15 protein-coding genes and 4 pseudogenes are annotated in these 22,821 nt (G+C 69.6%); 11 read left to right on the top strand and 8 right to left on the bottom strand.

Going from position 1 to position 22,821, the window contains the following annotated elements:
• Positions 1 to 228: 228 nt before the first annotated feature.
• Both ACWIHY_RS37235 and ACWIHY_RS37230 read left to right on the top strand, forming a co-directional pair.
• Positions 229 to 912 carry an alpha/beta fold hydrolase gene (locus ACWIHY_RS37235; protein ID WP_454380989.1) on the top strand — a complete coding sequence of 228 codons (684 nt, stop codon included), beginning with the start codon at positions 229 to 231 and terminating at the stop codon, positions 910 to 912.
• Positions 869 to 1,036: a hypothetical protein gene (locus tag ACWIHY_RS37230; protein WP_454380988.1), complete on the top strand. Its 168-nt coding sequence runs from the start codon at positions 869 to 871 to the stop codon at positions 1,034 to 1,036. The genes ACWIHY_RS37235 and ACWIHY_RS37230 overlap by 44 nt, the downstream gene beginning before the upstream one ends.
• Positions 1,037 to 1,326: 290 nt before the next feature.
• Here the strand turns inward: ACWIHY_RS37230 and ACWIHY_RS37225 are convergent, their stop codons facing one another.
• Positions 1,327 to 1,533: a transposase gene (locus ACWIHY_RS37225; protein WP_454380987.1), complete on the bottom strand. Its 207-nt coding sequence runs from the start codon at positions 1,531 to 1,533 to the stop codon at positions 1,327 to 1,329.
• A gap of 814 nt (positions 1,534 to 2,347) precedes the next feature.
• Here ACWIHY_RS37225 and ACWIHY_RS37220 point away from each other — a divergent pair.
• Both ACWIHY_RS37220 and ACWIHY_RS37215 read left to right on the top strand, forming a co-directional pair.
• A complete protein-coding gene (locus ACWIHY_RS37220) occupies positions 2,348 to 2,554 on the top strand; it encodes a hypothetical protein (RefSeq protein ID WP_454380985.1) in 207 nt (68 codons plus the stop codon).
• Positions 2,555 to 2,574: 20 nt separating this feature from the next.
• Positions 2,575 to 2,922: a hypothetical protein gene (locus tag ACWIHY_RS37215; RefSeq protein WP_454378159.1), complete on the top strand. Its 348-nt coding sequence runs from the start codon at positions 2,575 to 2,577 to the stop codon at positions 2,920 to 2,922.
• A 669-nt stretch (positions 2,923 to 3,591) separates the two neighbouring features.
• On the opposite strand, the pseudogene ACWIHY_RS37210 reads toward ACWIHY_RS37215, so the two are convergent.
• The 4 genes and pseudogenes from ACWIHY_RS37210 to ACWIHY_RS37195 form a co-directional block, all read right to left on the bottom strand.
• Positions 3,592 to 4,362 (bottom strand): annotated as a pseudogene (locus ACWIHY_RS37210) (methyltransferase, FxLD system); the annotation flags it as partial.
• A gap of 675 nt (positions 4,363 to 5,037) precedes the next feature.
• A complete protein-coding gene (locus ACWIHY_RS37205; RefSeq protein WP_454380984.1) occupies positions 5,038 to 7,071 on the bottom strand; it encodes a trypsin-like serine peptidase in 2,034 nt (677 codons plus the stop codon).
• Positions 7,072 to 7,077: 6 nt separating this feature from the next.
• On the bottom strand, positions 7,078 to 8,928 hold the full coding sequence (locus ACWIHY_RS37200) for a peroxidase family protein (RefSeq protein ID WP_454380991.1): 1,851 nt from the start codon (positions 8,926 to 8,928) through the stop codon (positions 7,078 to 7,080).
• Between the two features lie 1,468 nt (positions 8,929 to 10,396).
• Positions 10,397 to 10,801 carry a hypothetical protein gene (locus ACWIHY_RS37195; protein WP_454380982.1) on the bottom strand — a complete coding sequence of 135 codons (405 nt, stop codon included), beginning with the start codon at positions 10,799 to 10,801 and terminating at the stop codon, positions 10,397 to 10,399.
• 293 nt (positions 10,802 to 11,094) lie between these two features.
• Here ACWIHY_RS37195 and ACWIHY_RS37190 point away from each other — a divergent pair.
• The 5 genes and pseudogenes from ACWIHY_RS37190 to ACWIHY_RS37170 all read left to right on the top strand — a co-directional run.
• A pseudogene (locus tag ACWIHY_RS37190) lies at positions 11,095 to 11,255 on the top strand (IS110 family transposase); the annotation flags it as partial.
• Positions 11,256 to 11,526: 271 nt separating this feature from the next.
• The gene (locus ACWIHY_RS37185) at positions 11,527 to 12,036 is read left to right on the top strand and encodes a hypothetical protein (RefSeq protein WP_454380980.1); all 510 of its coding nucleotides are present in this window, start codon (positions 11,527 to 11,529) and stop codon (positions 12,034 to 12,036) included.
• Positions 12,033 to 17,285, top strand: coding sequence for a tetratricopeptide repeat protein (locus tag ACWIHY_RS37180; RefSeq protein ID WP_454380978.1), 5,253 nt, complete (start codon positions 12,033 to 12,035; stop codon positions 17,283 to 17,285). The genes ACWIHY_RS37185 and ACWIHY_RS37180 overlap by 4 nt, the downstream gene beginning before the upstream one ends.
• A 370-nt stretch (positions 17,286 to 17,655) precedes the next feature.
• Positions 17,656 to 18,864 (top strand): enoyl-[acyl-carrier-protein] reductase FabV, encoded by a 1,209-nt coding sequence (fabV, locus tag ACWIHY_RS37175; protein WP_454380977.1) that lies wholly within the window; start codon positions 17,656 to 17,658, stop codon positions 18,862 to 18,864.
• A 6-nt stretch (positions 18,865 to 18,870) separates the two neighbouring features.
• A pseudogene (locus tag ACWIHY_RS37170) lies at positions 18,871 to 19,506 on the top strand (IS630 family transposase); the annotation flags it as partial.
• A gap of 220 nt (positions 19,507 to 19,726) precedes the next feature.
• On the opposite strand, the gene ACWIHY_RS37165 reads toward ACWIHY_RS37170, so the two are convergent.
• Positions 19,727 to 20,305, bottom strand: a complete 579-nt coding sequence (locus ACWIHY_RS37165) for a TetR/AcrR family transcriptional regulator (protein ID WP_454380976.1) — start codon at positions 20,303 to 20,305, stop codon at positions 19,727 to 19,729.
• Between the two features lie 90 nt (positions 20,306 to 20,395).
• On the opposite strand from ACWIHY_RS37165, the gene ACWIHY_RS37160 reads away from it, so the two are divergent.
• Together ACWIHY_RS37160 and ACWIHY_RS37155 are read left to right on the top strand one after the other, a co-directional pair.
• Positions 20,396 to 20,842, top strand: coding sequence for an anthrone oxygenase family protein (locus ACWIHY_RS37160; RefSeq protein WP_454380974.1), 447 nt, complete (start codon positions 20,396 to 20,398; stop codon positions 20,840 to 20,842).
• A 339-nt stretch (positions 20,843 to 21,181) separates the two neighbouring features.
• Positions 21,182 to 21,607, top strand: coding sequence for a DUF4267 domain-containing protein (locus ACWIHY_RS37155; protein ID WP_454380973.1), 426 nt, complete (start codon positions 21,182 to 21,184; stop codon positions 21,605 to 21,607).
• Here the strand turns inward: ACWIHY_RS37155 and ACWIHY_RS37150 are convergent.
• Positions 21,546 to 21,902: pseudogene (locus tag ACWIHY_RS37150) on the bottom strand (hypothetical protein); the annotation flags it as partial. The gene ACWIHY_RS37155 and the pseudogene ACWIHY_RS37150 overlap by 62 nt on opposite strands.
• A gap of 10 nt (positions 21,903 to 21,912) precedes the next feature.
• On the bottom strand, positions 21,913 to 22,821 hold a 909-nt coding region (locus ACWIHY_RS37145), incomplete at its 5' end, for an IS110 family transposase (protein WP_454380971.1).

Genomic DNA, 22,821 nt, shown 5'->3' with positions numbered 1-22,821 from the left:
CCGGATCCACAACGCGCTCAAGAACACCGACGGCGCCGCCGGCCTGAACATCCACGCGACCACCGCCTACGGCGACATCACCGCCCGCAGCCTCTAAAAACGCCACCCTGCCCGAAGAGGCCGAAGAGGCCGAAAAGGCCGACGAAACCGTCGGCGCGGGCGCACCTCCCACGGCGACATCGCCGTCCACCGCCCCTGCTTCACTCTGACCCTGGAAGAAGGCAAACCATGACCAGCAAGCAGCAGCCCGCCTGGACCGGCATGGTGTCGATCGATGACACCGCACTGGCCGTGACCGACACCGGTGGGCCCGGCCGTCCCGTGGTCTACCTCAACGGCTCCTACGCCGACCAGTCGCACTGGCGGCGCGTCATCACCAACCTTGGCAGCAACTACCGGCACATCACCTACGACGAGCGCGCCCGCGGCAAATCGAAGCGCGCCACGGACTACTCGTTCGAGGCCTGCCTCCGCGACCTCGACGCCGTCCTTACCGCCAGAAACGTGGACCGGCCGATCCTGGTGGGCTGGTCCTACGGCGCCATGCTCGCCATGCACTGGGCCTCCCGGAACCCGCACTGCGCCCTGGGGGGCGGTATCCGTGGACGGCGCCCTGCCGCACGAGTGGCTCGACGACGCCAACCGGGAACAGATCCGCAAGCTGTTCCGCCGGCTGAGCCCGTTGTTCCCGATCGCCCGCCCGCTCGGCCTGGCCGCGCGAATGAGCGCCGCGCAACACGCCGAGATCAACATCGAGGCCAACGAGCTCTGCGCGCCCGCCGCCCTCAACCCGGTCTTCGACCGTCTGACCGTACCGACCCGGTACGTGCTCGCCACCGGCGGCAACCTGGGCGGCGACCCGAAGCTGATGGAACAGATCCGCGCGAACCTCGACCCGGTGCTCGCCCGTAACACGAACATCCGGGTCAGCGCGAAGGTCGCCAGCAACCACTCCAAAATCCTGCGCAAGGACTTCCGAGCCGTCGCCGACGCGGTACGCGAGCTCGCCGCCACCCGCGACCACAAGGTCGGCTGAGCTGTGCCGGACGAGGATTCGAACGCTGCGTGAGTTCCGCCCCGAGAGGCGGCCGCCGAGGTCTGACAGGCGGTGCGCGGCCGCCTACCGGCCGACGCCCATCCCGCCACGACGTTCCCCCTCTCACCGCCGACATCTGCGACAGCTGGCACCCGTTCGCGCTGGAGCTGATGTCCCGCCAGTCCCTGCGCGACCCGGGCTATCGCGTCGAGTTCGTCGAGAGCTGCCTTGTTGTGCTGGACCAGGTCGGGCGCGGGGGCTGCGGACGGTGTCCAGGCCGGCTCCGAAGATCACCGAAAAGCGGGCCTGGGGGCCGGCGCTGGGTTGCGTGGGCGTCGCTCGGGAAGGTCCCGCCACGGCGAACCTGTCCGTGCCCGCCACCAAATTCCGTTGAAGTCCTGCCGCCGGTCCCGGGGTTCGCGTCCCATCACCGGTGACGGAGGCAACACGGCCTTCAGGAAACCCCACTGCTTGTCCGTCAGATCTCCACGTGCCATGCCGTGATCGTTTCACGACGGAGATCAAGATCTCAAACACGTCTCAGACGTCGTGTCATGTGGCAAGTCTGCGGTAGCAGATCGGGGTGCGGGCGATGTTCGGGATGGCGTCCCAGCCGCTGGGAGGTGTTGATGCCTTTGCGGGCGATGTGGTGCCGGATCTCGCGTTGAGACAGTCATTGCCGCAGGCTTGCTGGACCTTGCCGTAGTCGTAGCCCTGCCCTTGTCGGCGTGGAGCTCGCCGGGCTTGCGACGCCGGCGCCGTCGGCCGTGGGGGACCGGATCGGAGGTGTGCCGTTCGAGAGCGGGGTCAGGGTCTGGGGCGACGGCCGGTTGGGGCTCCGCACCGCGGAGGCGTGCGCGACTTCCAGAGGGTAGAGGGGCTCGTCGTCGATGCCGTTGTTGGGCCGCAGAGCTGGAAGGTTCTGTCGGCCGAGGACATGCAGGCGTGCCGACCCTGCGCGAGGGCTCGCCCTCGGGCGGCGCCGTGGCGTTGTTGTAGCGCGTGCTGCGGAGCGCGGGGTTCGATCCCGCACCCGTGGACGGGGGCCTTCGGGCCGCGGACCGCCGTGGCGCCAAGGGTTTCCAGAGGGCGGCGGGGAGGCCCCGTCGACGGCTTCGTCGGGCCGCGGACCTGGCGTCTCCTCGGCTGAACCTGCAGGATTGCGCCGTACTTGGCGCGGCGTGACGATAGAGGAAAGGGCTTGTTCCCAGCGGCAGTCCGCCGCTTGCCGGTGTCGCGCCGCGATCGCGGCGGGCCGTTTGCTCCGAGCTTCCCCGAACCCCTGGACATGCAGGTCGGAGGACGACGGACATGGCGGAAGAAGAGCGCTTCACCGTGCAGGTGAGCAAGAGAGAAGACCTCGGAGCCCCGAGCGACGAATCCCAGGACCGCAGGACGAACGTCACGGTGCGCCGGCCCTACCGGACGGCTCAGGTCCCCGACGTGGTCGTCGAACGCGAGGGCCGCGAGGGCGTGCGTCCGGCTCCTGGCCGGGCCACGGAGTCCGGGAAGAGCTGACGACCGGAGGGAGAGGCACGATGCTGCAGTACCTGAACCGGTGCCCGTTCGCGGTCTCGGTGGCCATCATGCGGTTCACCCCCGGCTGTTCGGACGGCGGAGACTGGACGAAGGAAGGCTGGTGGAACGTCCCACCGAACGGCTCCAAGATCCCGTACGCCGGTGATCTGGGCGACGTGAACGCCTGGTGGTGCGACTTCATCATGGGCGGTGGGCAGGTGTGGCCGGGCTCGGGGATCATCCGCGCCCTGCCGTTGCGGGCGTTCAGCTGGTGCGAATGGACGGCCAGCACCGACTCCTTCGACGCCGACATGTTCCTGTTCAACGTGGACGGCAACGACGACCAGATCTTCGAGATCGTCCCCTGAGCCCTGAGCCCTGAGCCCTGAGCCCTGAGCCCTGAGCCCTGAGCCCTGAGCCCTGAGCCCTGAGCCCGGTGGCGCCGCAGTGCCGCGGTGCCGCCCGGTTTGGCACGCTGGAACGTCAGGGGCACGTAACCTTCGGGCAGTTGGCTTGATGTGTTGTTCCCATGATGCTGTCGCTTTTTGCCGGGTGAGGCCCCTGCCGACTCCTAAAGTCTTGTAGTGCCCGGCAGACGGCATGGCCTGGGGCGGTTCGCAGAGCGTCCAGCAGCCGAAGCCCAGGAGCACCGCGGCGACGAGGCCGGCGCTGACGAGTCGGTGAATGGCGTACGCGACTCTGACGAGGCCTACCGTTCCGGCAGCGACCAGAAGCAGCCCGGCCAGGTCACGAGCGAGCCGCGCCCCGGCACTGCGGCGGCCGGGCTTGTCCTTGGGAGTCGTCTTCACCCGGGGGGCGGGGCCGCGAGGCTGTCGCGGATCACGCGGTTGCACAAGCGCATGGCGGCAGTGAGTTCGTCGTGGAGCGCACCGGAGTACGTCCCAGCTTCAAGGCGGCAGGCACTCACCAGGTCCCGGCAGTCGGACATCTGCTGCAGTGTGGCAAGGGCTGCGAAGAGTGGGTGAGTGTGCCTCTCCCAGGCGGAGCGTATCCGTCACTGGCGGCCTTTGTCCGAGTTACTGCCAGTCGACGACGATGCGGTGCATCGGAGTGTCGGGGGCGAAGCGGCCGGGTCCAGTCCTGGCGGGTGCGTTGAGCTGCTGGAGTTGGAACGTGGCTTCGGGGTCGCGGTATTCGCGGTCCCAGGTGCGGATCACGTCAGCGACGTGGGCGGCGAGTTCGTCGCTGCCGGGGCCGTGGTTGGTGACGCCGAACTCCCACAGCTTTCCGCCCTCGTCGGTGGTCTCTCCGACAGGCGGCGGGCGAGGTAGGTAACGGCACTCTTGTCGACCGCTGCCTTCGAGGAGGGATATGGGTCCTCGGTCAGCAGTGTTCCCTTGGCTGCCTGCGGGAAGAGCATCCGGATCAGACCGGAGGGCAGTGAGCAGGTGACGAACAGCTCCATCCACTCCGGCGACCGTCGCGCGGACCATCACGCCGGTCCATTCCTCGGAGCCTGGCCGGCCCAGGACGCCGGCCAGGGCGTCGGCGTTGATGTGATGTCAGGCGGGTGCCTGGAGCCGTGCGTTGCCGTCCGAGCTGAGCGGGACGACGCGACGGTCATCGTCGGCGATGCCCCGGCGTAGCGGCATGAAGGTGTGCATCTCGCTGCCGAGGGACACCCATCGGCCGTCGCGCTGCTCGTAGGCGGTGGAGCGGGACACGCTGCCCTTGAGGCGCTGGGGGACTACGAGCCGGCCGCCGGGGGAGAGCTGGTCGAGCCAGGCGTGCGGGACGCCGTGCGCGCCGACGGTGGCGATGATCCGGTCGTACGGCGCGCCTTCGGCGCCCGGCATGCCGACGATCACGGTGAACTTGAAACGCAAGGGTTGTCCCGTGAATGGCTTCAGGCACTCGCGGAGGATGTTTCCAGCTCTTCATGCGGGCGAAGGCGTGCTCGAAGCGGGTGTGGACACTGGTGGCGGGTTCTCCTCGACGGCCGCGCCCCCCGCCCGCAGACGCCCCTGCCACCGCAGCTATGTTGCCTGCCTCGGCGGATCAGTGGCCGAGATCCTCGACGCTGTCTTTCATGCCGCCCGCGAGGGTGTGGAGCGGATCTGCACCGACGCGGAAGGACCGCCCCTACGCATCGGACTCTCTGCGGCCAGCACCCACGACAGCCAGGCGCTGAAGCCGATGCTGTCCCGCGCATGGGACACGAATCCCACGCAGCCGAATCCAAGCCCGCCGCGTCCACGCAGACAAGGCACATAACGTCCCTCACCTGCGGAAACGGTTGTGGGGCAAACATATCGGCGTCCGCATCGCCGGCAAAGGCTCGACTCCAGCGAACGTCTCGGCCGCCGAAGGTGGGTCATCGAGCGCATCATGTCCTGGCTGACTGGAATTCAGGCTCAACCACCGCTACGAGCAACACCCCGGCGAACTACCCCTTCCTCGGGCTCGCGGCGTCCATCCGCTGCTGCAAACGCTTCCGCAACCTCACCATGTAGGACACCCTCTTAGCCGCCGAGGTGGCCGGCGATCGACCGGGCGGCCTCGGCATGGGCGAGGTACTCGACGATGCTGTGCGCCCGGTCGCGGGCGTTGACGACGGCGAGGTCGGACAGTCCGTCCGCCCAGTCGTCGCCCAGCGGGCACCCGATGGCCACCGCGTCGTTCGGGCACCAGACGTTGAGCCAGTCCGCCACGATGTCCGGACGCTTCGGCCCGCCGACGAGCAGCCTGCTGTACACGCTGTCCAGGCCGAGGGGACTGCCCGCCGTGGTCAGATGGACGAGGTTCACTCCGGGGGACAGCCGTGTGGTGAGATCCAGGCCGACGACCGTGCCGAGGCTGTGACTGACGAGCACCACTTCCCCCGCGTCCGGCATCGTCTCGAGTACGCAGCCGAGGACCTCGTCCCGGATGCGCCGGTCGTCGAGGTACGCAGCCACGTCACGGAAGATCAGGGCGATGGCCCAAGCATCGAGGTCGCTCCTGGCGGCCAGCCAGCTCAGCCGCTTCTGCAGGGCCCCGACCACGTCACCCAGGCCGATCCGTTCGGTGGCCAGCTGGCTCTCGTGCGGCATGTCCCACTTCGTGGCCGCCTCGCCGATGATCTCCTCGTACACCGCGCGGGCGGTGGGGGCGGTGGGCGCGACAACTTCCGCCGCCCTGGCGGTCGGCGCCTCGGCGATGTGAGGGACGGCCTCGTGCGCGGTCAGGGCCTGCACCAGCCTGTCGCCGTAGTAGGGGAACCAGACGTCCGCCGGGTCGACCGGAGGGAGCCCGGCGCGGACGAGCCCCTGGTTGAGTCCGGCCGCCCATTCGCGGCGCACTTTCTCGGGCTCCTTGCCTTCCTGGGAGCGACCGTGAAGGAAGACCAGATGCCGTTTGCCGCCGAACGCGCCGTCCCGGGCGCGCAGGCCCGCACGCGCGGTGGCCTTCTCGACGGCCGGGCGCCACGCTGCGACGGCGGGAGCCGGAGCCGCCACCGGACCGACGGCGGCCTCCGCGTGGCGCAGCCCCGACTCCGGGCCCATCTCGGCCAGCAGCGCCTGCTGCCGGGAGGCGAGGGGCAAGGCGGCGAGGTGCTTCAGGATGGAGCTGATGCGTACGCCCTCGTTGGACACCCAGTCGATGGCGTCGTCGCCGTCACCGGGCTGCCAGACCTGTCCGTCACGGCGCAGGACGCGGCCCTGTTCGTCGGTCCTGGGCACACCGCTGTGGTGGAGCGCGACGACCTCCCACTGATCGTTGAAGACGGGAGAGCCCGAGTTTCCCGGCTCGGTGTCCGTCTTGTAGTGGAGGAAGTCGTCGAGCCGCACCTGGAGCATGTTGTCGCGTACGGCGATCTCCTTCAGGCGCCCCATCGGATGGCCGATGACGTTGACCGGCTCGCCGATCACCAGCTTTCCCATCTGGGCGCTGAGCCGGTTCCAGCCGAACGTCTCCCCCGTGGGCCGCAGGTCCGGGCCGGGGGCGACCAGTACCAGGGCGAAGTCGAGGCGTTGGTCCGCCGCGAAGAACCCGTCCGGGGCGAGCTCCAGCCGCGTCGGCGGCTGGGGTGTGTTGTCGACGGTGACCTGGGCATCGAACTCCACGAAGCACTGCCGGGCGGCCTCCGCGTCGGTGAGCACGTGATGGTTGGTCATCAGCAGGCTTGGCGACACCAGGAAGCCGGTGCCGATAGGCAGCTCGCGGCCGTTCTCCCGCACCGAGATCCGCGCGACGGTGCGTGCCGCCCGGGCGCCGCGCGGCAGGAAGCTCCATGCCTGCAGTTCCTTGGACACCCCGAGGATGCGTTCGTACGCGGCGGTCGCCGCCAGCGGTTCCGCCCGGACGGCCTCCACCACCATGGCGGCGGGCACCGCCTGGCGGTCGAGCAGTCGGGCCGCGCGCGCCGCGAGTGCCTGCTCCGAATCCGGGAAGGTGACCCCGGCGTCCTGCCGCTGCTCGACCGCGCGCCGCTCGTCGCCGGTCTCTTCGTACCGCGCGGCGGCCGCCGCGGCCTGGCGCTCCCGTTCCTCGCGGGACCTGTCCGTCGCTGCCATGTCAAGTCACCGTCCTTCCGAAGGTGTGCGCCACGGCACGAAGGCGTTCGTCAGCCCCGCGAGAGCCGTACGCAGCTCCGGGTGGTGGCGCAGCAGCACTGTGATCATGCTGTTGTCGTCGATCCAGGCCATACCGGCCTTGGAGTACACCTCGGGGGTGTAGTACTCGGTGAAGAAGCGGTCGCTGTTCAGTCGGCGTGAGGCCATCAGGATGAAGATGCGGAACGCCGTGTCGCTGAAGGCGAATCCGGCTGGCAGCTTCTCCGCGTACAGCCCGACCATGAGGTCGACCTTCTCGATGTCGCCGTCGTAGAGCCGCTGGATCTGCTCGGCCCACGCCCGGTTCTCCGACAGCTCCCGGAAGTTCGCCGCGGGCTTCAGCCGCAGCAGCCGCCGGAACTCGTTGTAGCGGGGGACGCCCAGCTCCCGGGAGCGGAGGATGTCGGTGGCGGCGAGGTCCTGCAGTTGTCCGTCGGGGCGCTCGAACTCCTGCAGGAACCTGGGGAAGTTGTGCAGGGTGACCAGTCCGGGGTGGAGGGTGCCGAAGCTGTAGAGCAGATCGGCCATCTCGGTGGTTTCCAGGACCTTCAGCGCCCCGGGGCCTGAGATGTCGCGGAGGGTGCAGTGACGCAGGCTCGTGTCGTCGGCGGCGGAGCGCAGATGCCACTCGTCGCGGATGAGCGGGTGCATGCGGTAGACGGCCACGAATTCCTCGGTGAGGGAGTACGGGACGCCGTAGTGGTCCGTTTCGCCGCCGGGGATGCCGCTGACGACCTCGCTGTCGCTGATCCGGCCGAAGAGGTTGTGGACTCGCTCGCCCGCGATGCCCCACCAGTTGGCGCGCAGGGCCTTGACGGTGGTGGGGTGGCTGATCACGGCCGGTGTCCACTCCACGGTGTGGATCTTGGCGAGGAGCGCTGCGTTGACGAGCCGGGCGCGCTGGAAGAGTTCCTCGTCGTTCCAGGACGGGTAGGCGCCGTGCAGGTGATCGCAGATCGCGTTGTGCTCACGGGCGAACAGGTCGTGCATCATGGCGAGGCCCAGCCAGAAGCCGGGAATGCGCGAGGGGTCCCGGGAGGGGTCCGAGGGGAACGGGGACTGCTCGTCGTCCCACAAGTGCAGCTTGCCGAGCTCACCGGCGCGCATCAGGCGCTGTTCGGTCTCGTTCGTCCCGTAGATCTGCGACGCGTCCCACCAGTGGGAGGACACGTTGACGCGGGTGTCGGGCGTCCCGGCGGGTGCCTGCGGGTCGCGCGTCGGGTCGTCCGGTGTCCGCATGATCCGCATGGGGTGTTCCGGCCACGCGTCGTCGTCCATGAGGGGGACTTCCCAGGGTCGTTCCGTGGGGCTGGTCCCGTGGCTGAACCAGTCGCGGACCATGAACTGAAGCCAGGCGGCGACCAGGGAGTTGACCGATTCGGCTGGGGTGAGCTCGTCGCGGGTGAGCAGGGAGCGGCTGACCTCGCGCGGGTTCGGCGTGGACAATACGTCCTCGGGTGTGGCCGGTGCGATCCGGTCCAGCGGGACGTTCCGGCCGAAGCGGGTGCCCGCCATGCCCGTTCGGGGCTCGTCGAGGTCGTTGTGACTGCCGTCCGAGGTCCGGTTGACCTTGTGGGTCTCGGCGGGGGGTGCGGGATCGGGCAGATCGACCGAGGGCAGCCGACCGGTGTCGTGGAGGTTCTTCTGCCGTAGCTTGACGCGCAGTCCGAGGAGCGTCAGCAGGCCCGCGATGACGGGCAGTCTGTCCCAGCCGATGCGCCGGTCCACGTATTCGGCGCCGGCGATGACGATCCGCCAGGGCAGTGACGTACGGTATCCGGCTGCGGAACGTCGTGCGGCGCGTCGTTGTTTACTCATCGCGGTACTCCTTGAGCGGTTGCGAGGAACATGTCGCTCGCCTGCTCGCTGATCATGTCGATGGGGGCGGCGAACGAAGAGTCCGGCAATGCGGGGGAAGACCGAGGCGTCGACGATCCGCAGGCGGTCCACTCCGTGCACCCGGAACTTGCCGTCGACGACGGCCGAGGGGGCGTCCGCCCCATCCTGCAAGTGCAGGGCGCGTGGTGGCCAAGGCCTCGTCCTGCACGAAACGGCGGACGTCGTCGCGGCCGTCGATCTCCTCGCCGGGCCACAACTCCTCGAGGATCACGTAGCCGGCCACGCGGTTGATCCCGTGCACGAACTCGACAGCACCGGCCATGGCTTCGAGATCCACGGACTCCGTGTCCGGGACCTCGCCGAAGGTGGAAGTTCACCAGCGGGGTGTCACGGGGATCGGTGGAGCGCAGCCGTACCGGGCCCCCGCTGTTGCGGGTGCGATTCTTGAGGATCGCCCTGGTGAGGCAGTCCCGATGGCGTGTCAGGTCGAGCGAGTAGCCGGGGTAATAGCCCCGGAAGTCGGAGGGGCCGCTGAAGATGAACAGGTCGGGTGCGTCCAGCTCCGGACGGGACTTGCGGGTGACACCGACGACGGTGCCATTGGTCGTGTACAGACCTTCGCCGCGCCGCCAGGACTGGTAGCAGCGGTCCGGTTCGGTCCCGGACTGCGGCGCGTGGAAAACGCAGTTTTTGAGGACGGAGAACTCGCGGTCCATCCGGCTGACCACGCCGACCTCGTACCGGTCCTGCAGATGGGCGCCCACGCCCTGGAGGTCGACCCGTACGGGGATGCCGTGCCGCTGCAACTCCTTACGCGGCCCGATGCGCATTAGCCGCTGGAGCGTGTTGACCAGTTCGCGGGCGTCGAGGGCGGTCGGCAGCCGGCCGTCGAATCCGTGGCGTGCGTCGTTGCGGTACCGGGCGCCCGTGAAGGGCAGGCCCTTCAGCAGCGCGGCCAGCAGCGGGTTGGTGGGCGGCTCCTTGGGCCTCGGCCGGTAGGTGCAGCGTTCCAGCCGCTCGAAGTACCGGCGCACAGCCGTGCTGTGCCACGTCGCATCGCCCGTCTCCTCCGCGATCGCGTCCCAGTCGCGGTTGTACGGATGGACGGTGACCAGCGCGTGGTGCGCGGTACAGCCGCCGACCGTCCCGGCACGCGGGTGGAGGATGCCCCGGTCCGGGACGAGTTTGCTGTCGCGCTGTTGCTGCCGCTCGTCGGCGTAGTGCCGTACGAAGTAGTTCCAGCACTGGACGGGGGCCTCGGAGGCGTCCGCGTGGAAGGCGGGCACCAGGTAGTTGTCGTTCTCCGGGGCGCCGTCCGCGTCGAGCAGCAGGATGCGCATGCCTGCGGCGGCGAGGTTGGCCGCCAACGGTCCGCCTCCCGCCCCGGCGCCGACGACGACGTACTCGAAACCCGTCTCGGCCGGGGAAACGGCACCGGGTCCTCCTGTCACTTCCGCTTCCCCTTCACCGAGTTGGCGAGCGAGGTGACGGCCGGGACCGTGTTGGCGGCCGAGATGAGCGTGGCCAGCGCCGCGGTACGCGGTGGAAGTCGGCCGCTCAGGCCCAGCGTGGCCGCCGTCGTGGTGTCACTTCCGTGGATCAGGACGCCGTCGCGCAGGTCCTCCCGCAACCGCTCATCGCGGTTGGTCAGGAGATCGAGGCCGAGCAGGATCGCAAGGATCCCGAAGAGCCGGAAGGCGTACACGGCCGCCGGACTCTGCGGCTCACGATCGGGGTCGAGGCGCCGGATGAGCAGGTCGGGTGCGCGCAGTCCGGCGGCCCCTCTGAAGAGCCGGACTCCAGCGAGTGCGTAGACCGGGACAGCGAGAGAGCTCACTTTCTGGGGGGCCATCAGGTCTCCTGACGGTGCGGTGATTCTTGTCGGGAGGGGAACTATCGCCGCCCCCCGACAAGGGAGAAGAACACCCCGGAAACAACCCAATTACCACGTTATGGTAGCCATGGCTCCCCTGCACCTCGAGCCCCAGGGCTTTACCGGTGTCTCCGACGCGCATGCGTGTCCTGGCGGCTCTGGAGGCGGGCCTTCGGCTGGTGACGGGGGCGCCGCTTGCCCGACCGGTTCACCGCCGCCCGCTCGGTATCGGTGATGAATCCGCTACCCATGTCCAGTATCCCGTTGGGGTGCCCCGGCGTGGGAACAAGCAGCTCAAACGGGCCCTCCTTCCTGTCCGTGTTCGTCGCCCTGGCCGACCCCGCATCGGGGGTACTGCGACAAGAAAATCACCCAGGGCAAACACCACACCCAGGCCATCCTCTGCCTCGCCGGATGCCTGTCCGACGTGCTCTTGGAAGGGGCCGATGCCGCTGGACGGCAGGGCCTGGCTGTCGGCGCCTGCAGGTCGGTTGCCCAGGCGTCGCGGTCGTCGGGGCACTCCAGGTCTGTCTCCCGGGGGTATCCGGTCCACCGGTATCCGTCTCGACGATGGTCTCGCTCAACAGGCGTCTCCTTGATCATCGGATCTGCCGTTGATTGGACACTCTCGCCCCCCGTGGTTGCCTGACCGGGCACACTGGTGTTCTCGGGGAGCATGAGCCCCCGCGGGGAGGGAGAGTGCTGTGGATCCTGCTGTTGTGACCGTCGCCGCCACCGCCGCGACCACGCTCGTTGCCGCCATGACCACGGATGCCTGGGGGCATGCCAAACACGGCGTGGCGCGGCTTCTGAGGCTAGAGCGGCGTACCGAACAAGCGGACAGCGCTGAGGAGGAGTTGGAGCAGGCGCGCACCACCGTTCTCGCTGCCCGTGACCACGGCGACGCGACGAGGGAACGCGCCGTGCTCGACCTCCTGGCGGCGCGGCTCGGGGCGGTCCTGGAGGCGAACGCGCACCGTGCGGACGAGGTGGAGGAGATACTGCGCCACCTGCTCGCCGCGAACCCCTCCACGGACGCGGACGCGCAGATCCACGCCCTCACCGAAGTGCTGAAGCCGCCCGGGAGCACCGTCTACAACCAGTGGGTGGACAACGGCGGTGGCGGCGCCCAGGGCCCTGGGGCCGCGGTGACCGTGAACCATCACCATCACGCGCCTGGCACCCCGGCTCCCGGGACCACGGGCCGGCCGTGACGGAGAGCCGGTACGAACAGTGGGTGTCGTCGGGCGCTGCGGGGGCGCAGGGGCCGTACGCGACGGCGACGGTCAACAACTACTTCGGCACCCGATTGCCCACGATCGAAGAGTTACCCGCTCCGACCGCCCCCGAGGCGGCCTGGCTGATGGCGCAGCCCAGTCGGCTGCTCGACGCGCGCAGCCACGTCGTGCCCTTCACGGGCCGGAAGGCCGAGTTGGACCAGCTGCGGGAGTGGCGGGACGCAGAGGGGGCCCGCCTGTCCGTGCTCCTTCTGCACGCCCCCGGCGGGCAGGGAAAGACGCGGCTCGCCACCGAGTTCGCCGAACGCTCCCGGGGCCCGGAACTGCGGGCGGACCGGCGGTGGCACGTCCTGCAGGCGGGGTTCCGGGGCGCCACCACCGGCTTCTCCCCAGTCAGCCACGGGATCACCGCCTCGCCCGACGACGCGGCCGGGGTGCTCCTCGTCGTCGACTACGCCGACCGGTGGGTGCACAGCGAGCTGGAACGCCTGCTGTCCGAACCCGTTCTCCACCAACAACAACCCACCCGCGTGCTGTTGATCGGGCGGACCGTTCGCTGGTTCGCGGCGCTGCGTGGCTCGCTGGGCGAACGGCGCGCCACCGTGGGCGACATGCTTCTTTCCGACCTGGCCGTGGACCGGCCGCGCATGTTCGCCGCGGCCCGCGATCGCTACGCCGCACCCGATCTGTACGGCCTTCCCGACGCCGAGGGCGTACGGCCGCCCGGCTCGCTGGACCACCGCGACTTCGGCCTGACGCTGACCCTGCACATGGCGGCCCTGGCCGCCGTCGACGCCCACGCACGCGGGGAGCGGCCTCCCGCCCGGCCACACGAGTTGTCGGCGTACCTCCTGGACCGCGAGTGCCTCGCGTGGCAGCGGCTTTCCGAAGCCGGGGTCCACGGGCAGGACTTCCGGACCCGGCCCTCCACCATGGCCAAGACGGTGTTCACCGCCGCCCTCACCGGAGCGGTCAGCCACCGCACCGGCACCAGGGCCCTGCGGACGCTGGAGGTGCCCGGTGACCCGCAGGACCTCATCGTCGACCACCGCTTCTGCTATCCGCCCGCCGACCGCGAACTGGTTTTGGAACCGCTGTATCCCGACCGGCTGGCGGAGGACTTCCTCAGTCTGCTGATGCCGGGGCACGACATCACGGGCGACGACCCCGACCCGTGGACCCTCGATGTCCCCGCCGCCTTGACGGAAGAGGTCAGGCTCCGGTCCGTCGTGGCCCCGCGCACTGTCACCATGCTGGCGTCCGCCGCCGCCCGCTGGGCGCACGTGGGCCGGAAGGTGCTGTATCCGCTGCTGCGGGCCGATCCCGGCGTCGCGATCGAGGCGGGCAGTCCCGCCCTGACCACGCTGGCCGAGCTCGGCGGCACGAGCCCGTACGACGACCGCCTCGACCCCGAGCTGCTGTCCGTCCTGGAGGCCGTCGAGGCCCGGTTGCCGGACGGCCGCCACGCTGACCTGGACGTCGGGATCCTCGCGATCGTGGAAGTCCTGGTGCCCACGCGCCTGGCCGCCACCAGCGACCCTGCTGCACTTGGTCGGCTGCACGGCACGTTGGCGTGGCGCCGCGCCAACGCCGGACGCAGGCAGGAGGCTCTCGTCGCCACCGAGGACGCCGTCCGCCTGAACCGGCAGGCGGCCGGCGCCGATCCCCGCTACCGCCGCCATCTGGCGGTCTCGCTCACCGACCTCAGCAACCGGCTGTCCGCCGTGGGCCGTGAGGAGCAGGCGCTCGCCGCGTCCGAGGAGTCCACCGCCATCAGCCGCGATCTGGCCGGGGCCGACCGGGATGCCCTGGTGGCGTCGCTGATGAGTCTCGGCGCCCGGCTGCAGGCCCACGACCGCCGCGAGGAGGCGCTGGCCGTTACCGAGGAGGCCGTGACCGTCTGCCGTGGGCTGGCCGAGGCCGACCCCGACGGGCACCGGTCCGAACTCGCCGGGTTGCTGAGCAATCTCAGCTTGGGGCTGTCCGTCATGCGCCGCTACGAGGAGGCGCTGACGGTCATGCGGGAGGCCGTCGGCCTGCAGCGGCAGTTGGCCGAGGCCGACCCCGCCGCGGAGCGCCACCGCCTCGCCGCGTCCCTCACCAACCTCGGACACGTTTCCTTCAAAGCGGGCCGCAAGGAGGAGGGCCTGGCCGCCGCGGGGGAGAGCGCCGCGCTGTACCGCCGGCTCGCCGAAGTCAACCCCGCCGCCTTCCAGCCCGATCTGACGAAGGCGCTGATCAACCTCGGGACCAGCCTGTGGAGCACGGGGCGCAAGGAGGATGCACTCGCCCCGGTCGAGGAGGCCGTGGCCATCCAGCGGCGGATGGCCGCGACGCATGCCCGGGCCCACCGGGCCGGTCTCGCCATGGCGTTGAGCGGACTCGGCGAGCAGTTGGCCGCGGCGGGCCGTGCGGCGGAGGCGCTGGGCGCAACTCAGGAAGCCGCCGATCTCTACCGGCAGCTGGCCGAGGCGAACCCCACCATCAACTCTCCCGAGCACGCGCGCGTACTGAGCGATCTCGGTCACCGGCTGGCCGTCGAGGACCTCAGGGAACAGGCGCTGGCCGCCACCCAGCAGGCCACCGAGCTGTATCACCGCCTTGCCGAGGCGCACCCGGCCACCGACCTCCCCGATCTGGCCCGTTCGCTGCGCAACCTCAGCTGGACGTTCACCGCGGTGGGGCGCATCGACGAGTCCGTAGCCGCCTGCGAGCGGGCCGCGGCCGCCTACCGGGATGCCGGTGACCTCCGTCAGGCGGCGGAAGTCCTCTTCGAGGTCGGCCGTGCGCTGATCGCCATGCGGCGGTTCGAGGACTCCGCGGCCCTCAGCGAGCGGGCGGCCGCCCTCTACGCGGAAACCGGCGACCGCACTCCCGAAGCCGCGGTGCTGGTGAACCTGAGCCTCGCCCTCGCCGAGGTGGGAAGGGGCGACGAGGCCGTCGGCGTGTGCGAACGGGCCGTGGCCATCTTCCACGAGACCGGCGAACGGCACCTGGAGGCAGCGGCGTTGACGAACCTGAGCCACGCACTGACGAGCCGGAATCTCTTCGCCCAGGCCGCCGCGGTGAGCGAACGCGCGACGGCCGTCTTCGAGGAGACCGGCGACGACCGCCAGGGCCAGCCGCTCCACAACCGCGGCAACGCGCTCCTCTCCATGGGCCGGGCGGAGGAATCCATCCTCCCGACCCGGCAGGCGGCGGAGATCTACAGCGACAAGGGCGACCTCCACGGCGAAGCGGACTCGCGCTTCAACCTCGGCGACGCCCTGTCACGGACCGAGCGGTACGAGGGGGCCGCCACCGCCTACGAACGGGCTGCCCGCCTCTACCAGGAAATCGGCGACCGTACGCAAGAGGCGCGGGCACGCTTCCGGCTCGGGACCGCTCTGATACGCACGCAGCAGTACGAGCAAGCCGCCACCGCCAGTGAACAGGCCGCTGCCCTCTTCCGCGAGACCGGCGACCCGCAGGGCGAGGCAGCGGCGTTGACCAACTTATCCGGTGCCGCTGCACACATGCGACGGTGGGACGAGGCCATTGGCGCAGGGGAGCGGGCCGCCGCCCTCTGTCGCGAGACGGACGACCCGAAGGGTGAAGGCGACGCCCTGGCCAACCTGAACGAGGCCCTGACGGGCGCGGGGCGGTACGAGCAGGCCGTCGACGCCGGTGAACGGGCCCTGGCCCGCTACCTCGAACTGGGAGACCGCGAACGCCAGCGCGTGCTGCTCCACTGCCTCGGCACCAACCTCTTCGCCGCCCGGCGCCCTGGGGAGTCGGTCACCGCCTTTCAGCGGGAACTCGCGATCTGCCGGGAGACGGACGATCACCCTGGTGAAGGCCCGGCGTTGTACGGCCTCGGTACCGCTCTCGTGGACGCCCACCGCTTCCAGGAGGCAGTGGCCGCCCTGGAACAGGCCACCGTGCGCTACCGCGAGGCCGGCGACCGCAAGGGCGAGGGCATGGTCCTTGACCGGCTCGCGGCCGCGCTGCGCGGCCTGGAACGGCAGGACGAAGCCATCACGGCACTGCAAGGAGCCGCCGCAGCCTTCCAGGAGACGGGGGACCGCACCGGCGAGGCCCAGGCGCTGGGCGAACTCGGCAGCGCCCTCGGCGAGGCGGCACGCGACCCGGAGTCCACGACCGCCAGCTGCCGGGCCGCAGATCTCTACCGCGAACTTGGCGACCGCGGCCACGAGGCCCTGGCCCTGGTCAACCTGGGCGACGCCTTGGAAAAGCAAGGCCAGTTCGAGGAGTCCATCCGCCAGTGCTCGCGAGCCGCGACGCTCTACCGCGAGACCGGTGACCGACTCGGCGAGGCCGTCGCGCTGCGCCACCTCGGCGGCGCCCTCGCATCGGCGGGGCGCGCGGACGAGTCCATCACCGCGTGGCAGCGTTCCGCCGACCTCTGCCGGGAGTCGGGCGACGCCCGGGGCGAAGCCCTGACGCTGTACGCCATGGGCGGCACCCTCCTGGACCTGCGCCGGTTCAAGGAGGCCGTCGCCGTCAACCAGCGGGCCACGGAGGTCTTCCGGGCCTTGGAAATCGCCCCGGCCGAGGGAAGCGCGCTCCTCAACCTCAGCCGAGGCCTGCTGGAGCTGGGCCGCTTCGAGGAGACCATCACGGCCTGCAAACGAGCCGCCGTCCTCCAGCGTGCGATAGGCGACCGCCCCCGCGAGGGGCAGGCGCTCTACCACCTCGGCAAGACGCTCTTGCGGGTGGGCCGGCCCGAGGAGGCCGTCCCCGCCTGCGAGCAGGCCGCCGCCGTGTACGGCGAGATCGGTGACCGCAGCGCCGCGGGCTCGGCGCTGTACAACCTCCTCGACGCGCTCCTGAAGACGAAACGCTTCGGGGAGGCCGTCGCCGCCGGCCGCGGAGCCGCCGCCGAGTTCGGCGCGGCCGACGACGGGACCGCCGAAGTCCAGACACTGTTCCACCTTGTCACCGGCCTGCTGGAATCCGGGCAGAAGAACCTGGCCCTCCCAGTACTCCGGCAATACCTCATCACCTGCCGGCAGACCGGAGACCGCCCTCGTGAAGCTCAGGCCCTCCTGCTGCTCGGCGCCACGTTCGTCGATGTCGGCCAGTACGAGGAGGCCATCGGCATCACCCAGCAGGCGGCCGACCTCTACCGGGCGCTCGGGGACCCCGGCGGTGCGGAACTCACGTTGAGCCACCGGCAGATCGCCCTGCGGGCGCTGGGCCGGAGCGATGGGCAAGACCATTGACGCCGGTCCAGTGACCCGAGTCGTTGATGCGTCGGTAGTAGCTGGCGAGGCTGTCGAGGATCTGGGCGGCGATCTTGTGCCATCCGTAGCGCCAGGGGTTGGTGTGACGCGTGCGCAACTCGCCGACGCCGAATAGAGGTGTATCGAGACGTTCCTGCCGGTCGGCAGGTTCGGTCCGTACCCCGCGGGATGGGACTTGGGTGCCGCCAGCTCTCCTCGCTGGAGCTAGTAGGAACCCTCCAAGCCCGGCTAGACATCGTTGTGCCGGTCAAGATCACCGTGTTCATCCGCACGGCCGCAGACTTGCAGGACGGGGTGGCCGAGACGGCCGCCGCGTCCTTGTCCGTGACTACACCTGGGACACCACACCGTGAGCGAACGCGTCATCGCGCCCAAGAGCCGGGGCTTCCTGTTCCTCGACTCCCATCCTGACGGCTGCCGACAGCTGGTGGAAGCGATGTGGCAGGCCGTCCCCGCCCCGCTCACCGCCGAGGGCGAAGGGCCGGTGGCTCTGGTCATTGGTTCGTCCGCCGGGTATGGCCTGGCGGCTACGATCGCGGGCCTGGCCCGTGTCGGTATCCGTGGCATCGGCGTGTGCTTCGAGAAGGCACCCGCGCGCCGCACCGGCACGGCCGGCTGGTATCGCACCGCCGCCACCGCCCGGCTCGCCCAACAGCACGGGCGGGACATGGTCTTCCTCAACGGCGATGCGTTCAGCGACGCGATGAAGGAGCAGGTTGCCGACCTCCTCGCCCAGCGGTTCGGGGGACGACTCGACTTCCTGATCTACTCGGTGGCCGCGCCTCGCCGCACCGACCCGGACACCGGCAACGTGTATGCCTCGGTCCTCAAGCCGCTCGGCTCGCCGTACACCACCAAGACCCTCGTCTTCGACGAGTACGGCGCCCCGGAGGTCAAGGAGGTCACCACCGCCCCGGCCGAGGGCGACGACATCGAGCAGACCGTGGCGGTGATGGGCGGCACCGACTGGGAACGCTGGATCACATTCCTGGCCGACCGGTCCCTGCTCGCCGACGGCTTCACCACCGCCGCCCTGTCCTACATCGGCTCGCCACTCACTGCGGCGATCTACAGGCAGGGCACCATTGGCGCCGCGAAGGCCCATCTCGAAGCCACCGCACGCACGTTGGACGAGCGTCTCGGCAAGACCTTGGGCGGCCGGGCCGTTACCTCGGTCAACGCCGCTGCCGTAACCCAGTCCTCCACCGCCATCCCCGGCATCGCCCTGTACGTCGGGCTGCTGCGCGGCGTCCTCGGCGACGCCATGGTGAACCCGACCGGTCAACTGGTGGAGCTGTGGGACCAACTGACCGGCACCCGCCCCCTCGACCTCGACGACGAGGGCCGGGTCCGCCTCGACACCTGGGAACTTTCCCCCGCCGTGCAGAACGCCGTCGCCGAACGCTGGAGCACCGCCACCAGCAGCACCATCACCGAACTCGCCGACCTCGACTGGTTCAGCGACGAAGTCCGCCGCCTCTACGGCTTCTCTGTCCCCGGCGTCGACTACACCGCCCCCTTCCAAACCGACGTCCCCTGGCCCACCCCCACCATCTGACCCGTGCCACGAACGCCCCCGCAATCCTTCACGCGCTGGTCGATCCGCTCGCCGATCACCTGCGGCGCAACATCGCCCGCCCGGTCCGGATGGCCGCGAGGCATTGCGGTGCTTACCGGCCCGCCGAGGGATCTCCTTCCAGAGGACGAAGGCCTGGAAGGAGTCACCGGATGTGGACTTCGACGCCAAACTGGACCGGATCGGGTACGCGATCAACGAGCGACCCGGCCGCACATTCGCCTTCGACGAGTTCGGGCCGCTGGGCATCCGCCCGACAGCCGCTTCCTGCTGGGGCGAGGAGAACCGTCCCGACCGACTGCCGGCCACCTACCGCCGCACCCACAGAATCACCTACTTCCACGGCTCCTACTCGGTCGGAGACGACCAGATGTGGGGCATCAGCCGACGCCGCAAGGGCATCGACCACACCTGGGCGGCGATGAAATCGATCCGGACCGCTCTCGCCAACGCCCATCACCCGAACCACACCGTCCAGACCCGGGCCGTCCCCGCCTACCTGCGCCGGCGCCTCAACACGCCCGCCACCCCGACGTCCTCGCAGTACCATGACGCGAACGCGCCCGCATCCGCAGCGAGAAAGGCATCCGCTGGGGCGGCAGACCACTACCCCTCGCCGCCTGACACCCAACCCGGCAAAGGTTGGTTCACGGTCACAGCACTAGGGCGTGTATCGGGTCGTGATCAATGAGCATTGCAGCCTCCGGGGTGGGCGCCCCGTCTGGGGTGCGGGGCCGGGCGATCCGCGGCTGCGCCGTGTGGGCGCGAGTGACCGGAAGCGTTGCCGCAGGCAGGCAGCGGCGGGGCCCGAGGGCCTCGGCTGCGTGCCCGCTGGGACGGTGTGTCAGACCATGGCGAGCCGGTCCACCAACAGCTCCACCCTCGGCTCAGCGTCCTCGGGCAGCAGGCGGCCCGCTCGGGTCAGGGTCGCCAGGCCGTGCAGAGCCGCCCAGAACACCTCGGTGAACAACCCCGGGTGGACGCCGTCGCCGGCGACCTCGGCGAGGCACTCGAGCAGGGCGGCGAAGGCGTCCTTCAGCGGCTCGGGGGTGTCCTCCTGCGCGTACGCCAGGCCGCCGTCGAGCTGGAACAAGGCGTCGTAGACCGCCGGGTTGCGCTCGGCGAAGTCGAGGTAGGCGCGGGCGAGGGCGGCGACCCGCTCGCGCGGGCCGTCCGCGGCGGAGGTCGCGGCCCGCAGCGCCGCGGCCATCTCGGCGGCGCCCTCCAGGGCGACGGCGCCGATGATCTCGCGCTTGCCGCGGAAATGGCTGTAGAGGACGGGCTGGCTGTACTCGATGCGCTCGGCGAGCCGGCGGGTGGTGACCGCGTCCCAGCCCTGCTGCTCGGCGAGTTCGCGGGCCGTCGCCACGATGAGGCGCTCGCGCTCCGCCCGTTCGCGCTCCTTGCGTTCCTTTACCGACATGAATCGATCCTAGCATCGCTAGACAACCGAGCGTTAGCAGTACTAGCGTTGCCCCATCATCTAGCAATGCTAGTTCACGGAGGGATCGTCATGCTCAACACACTCGAGGTCGTCACCACCGTCGTCGTCGGCCTGATGGTGGGGGTGGAGTTCTCCGTCGTTTTCATCATGAACCGGATCCTGGACGCGCTTCCCGAGGACAGTGGCCAACTCGGCCACGCCCACGGCGGCCGGATGCTCGGCGCCCTGATGCCGTTCTGGTACATAGGCTCGCTCGTCCTCAGCGCGATCTGGGCCGTCGCCGGATGGCACCACCACGGCGCCGGACTCGTCGTCACCGCCGCCGGACTGCTGATCCTCAGCGTGGTCATGTCGATCCTGCTGCTCGTCCCGATCAACAACCGAAACAAGACCTGGACCCCCGAGAACCGGCCCGCCGACTGGAAGGAGCAGCTGCACCGCTGGAACCGCTACCACTACATCCGCGTCGCCGTCATCGTCGCCGCGTTCACCCTGCTGGTTGCCGCCCTCGCCTGATACCACCGTTGCCCAGACATGCACTGGTTCGCCCCCGTATATCGACGGCTTTTGCCCCGTCGGGGTGAGCCGGAGAGGGCATCGGATTTCTGACCCCGCGGGCCGAGGCCGCGCCGGTGGCCAATCTCCACTCCTCGGGGGCGGCTGACCACCGAAATCCCGACATTCGGGAAAGCAGCTGCCGCTCAGATCCCACAACTGCGATCCCGGCAAGCTGTGCCCCTCGATCGGCCGCGTCCACTCGATCGGCCGCGTCCACGCGGCCTGATCAGGCCCCACACGACTCGGCAAGCTCCACGAAGGTCACCAAGCTGACGAAGACTCGCATGGAGAAGAACAATGTCGCTGAAGAAGATCAACACCGTCCTGGCCGCCTCCTTCATCCTCTTCATCCTCTGGTTCGGGACGGAGTACATCCTGAGCCCGGAGACGACGGCGCCGGGCTACGGCCTGCCGAGCTGGCCGTCCGGCGACGGCGACGGCTTCCTGATCATCAAGGGAATCCGCGACGTCGTCTTGGCCCTGGTTCTGGGCATCCTGCTGGTGACGGGTCACCGCCGGGCGCTGGGCTGGGTGCTGCTGATGGAGGCACTCGCCGCGTACGGCGACATGACCAACGTGCTGGCCCACCACGGCTCCGTGGCCACCGCGCTCGGCGTCCACTGCCTGACCGCGACAATGATGGTGGTCAACGGCCTGCTGATCATGCGCGAGACCCGCAACGTCGCGGCCGCTCCGGAAACGCCCGCCCCGCAGCCCGCCTAGTCTTTGAGTCAGGAATTCTGTTCAGATATGAGGCGAGGCGTTCGAGGATCTCGTCCGCGGTCTTCGTCCAGACATAGGGCCGCGGATCGGTGTTCCAGGCAGCGATCCAGTGGCGGATGTCCTTCTCAAGAGCCTGGACGGACTTGTGGACGCCTCGCCGTATCTGCTTGTTGGTGAGTTCGGCGAACCATCGCTCGACGAGGTTCGGCCAGGACGACCCGGTCGGTGTGAAGTGCAGGTGGAAGCGCGAATGGGCAAGCAGTCACTTTTTGATGGCAGGTGTCTTGTGGGTGGCGTAGACGCCCCTATGTTTCGTCAAGCGGCGAAGGAACGCGGATGGCCGTCATCGGCTGGATGTGACGGTAGATCTCGCGGGCTACGTAGCGTTTGAGGCAGCGGATGATCTCGCGCTTCGACATGCCTTGTTTGGTGCGTCGTTCCAGGTAGGTGCGGGTGCGTTCGTCCCAGCGGATGCGGGTCATGACGATGCGATAGAGGGCGGCGTTGGCCTGCCGATTACCGCCGCGGTTGAGTCGTCGGCGCTGGGTCTTGCCGGAGGACTGTTCGACCGGGCTGACGCCGCACAAGGCGGCGAAGGATGCCTCGTTGTGGATCCGGTCGGGGTTGTCGCCGGCGGCTATGAGGAGGGCTGCGGCGCTGTCGGGGCCGATACCGACGATTTCCAGCAGTTGCGGGCGGTGGGTGGTGACGGCTCGGGTGACGCGGCGGGTGAGTTCCTTGACCTCGCAGGTCAGGTGCTGGATGCGGCGGGCCAGCAGCCGGAGGGTGAACGCGGCCGCGTCGTCACTGTCGGCCAGGCCGTCCGCGCACCGGGCGATCAGCGCCGGGTTCCTGAGCCCGGACAAGGACTCGCGCAGTGCGGGATCGATACCCAGGAGTACGGCTTTGAGCTGGTTCATCGCCTGGGTGCGGGCCTTGACTGCTGATTCCTTGGCCAGTCTCAGGACGCGCATGTCGGCCGCCGGGCCCTCGCCCGTCTTGGGCGTGGTGGTGGCGCGTCCGGACAGGACCGCGCGGGCTGCAGCATCTGCGTCGACGGCGTCGGTCTTGCCCCGCTTGCGCCGGGTGGCACGATCCGGCTGGTTGACCTCGATGACCCGGATGTTCTCCCCGTGCAGGAACCGTGCCAGTGCCGATCCATAGGATCCGGTGCACTCCACTCCGGCACGATGCAGGGCACCGAACGAGCGTGC

Source organism: Streptomyces sp. NPDC055287 (genome assembly GCF_053646035.1).
Note: the sequence above shows the minus strand (reverse complement) of the source record. Positions and strands in the feature narration are given on the sequence as shown.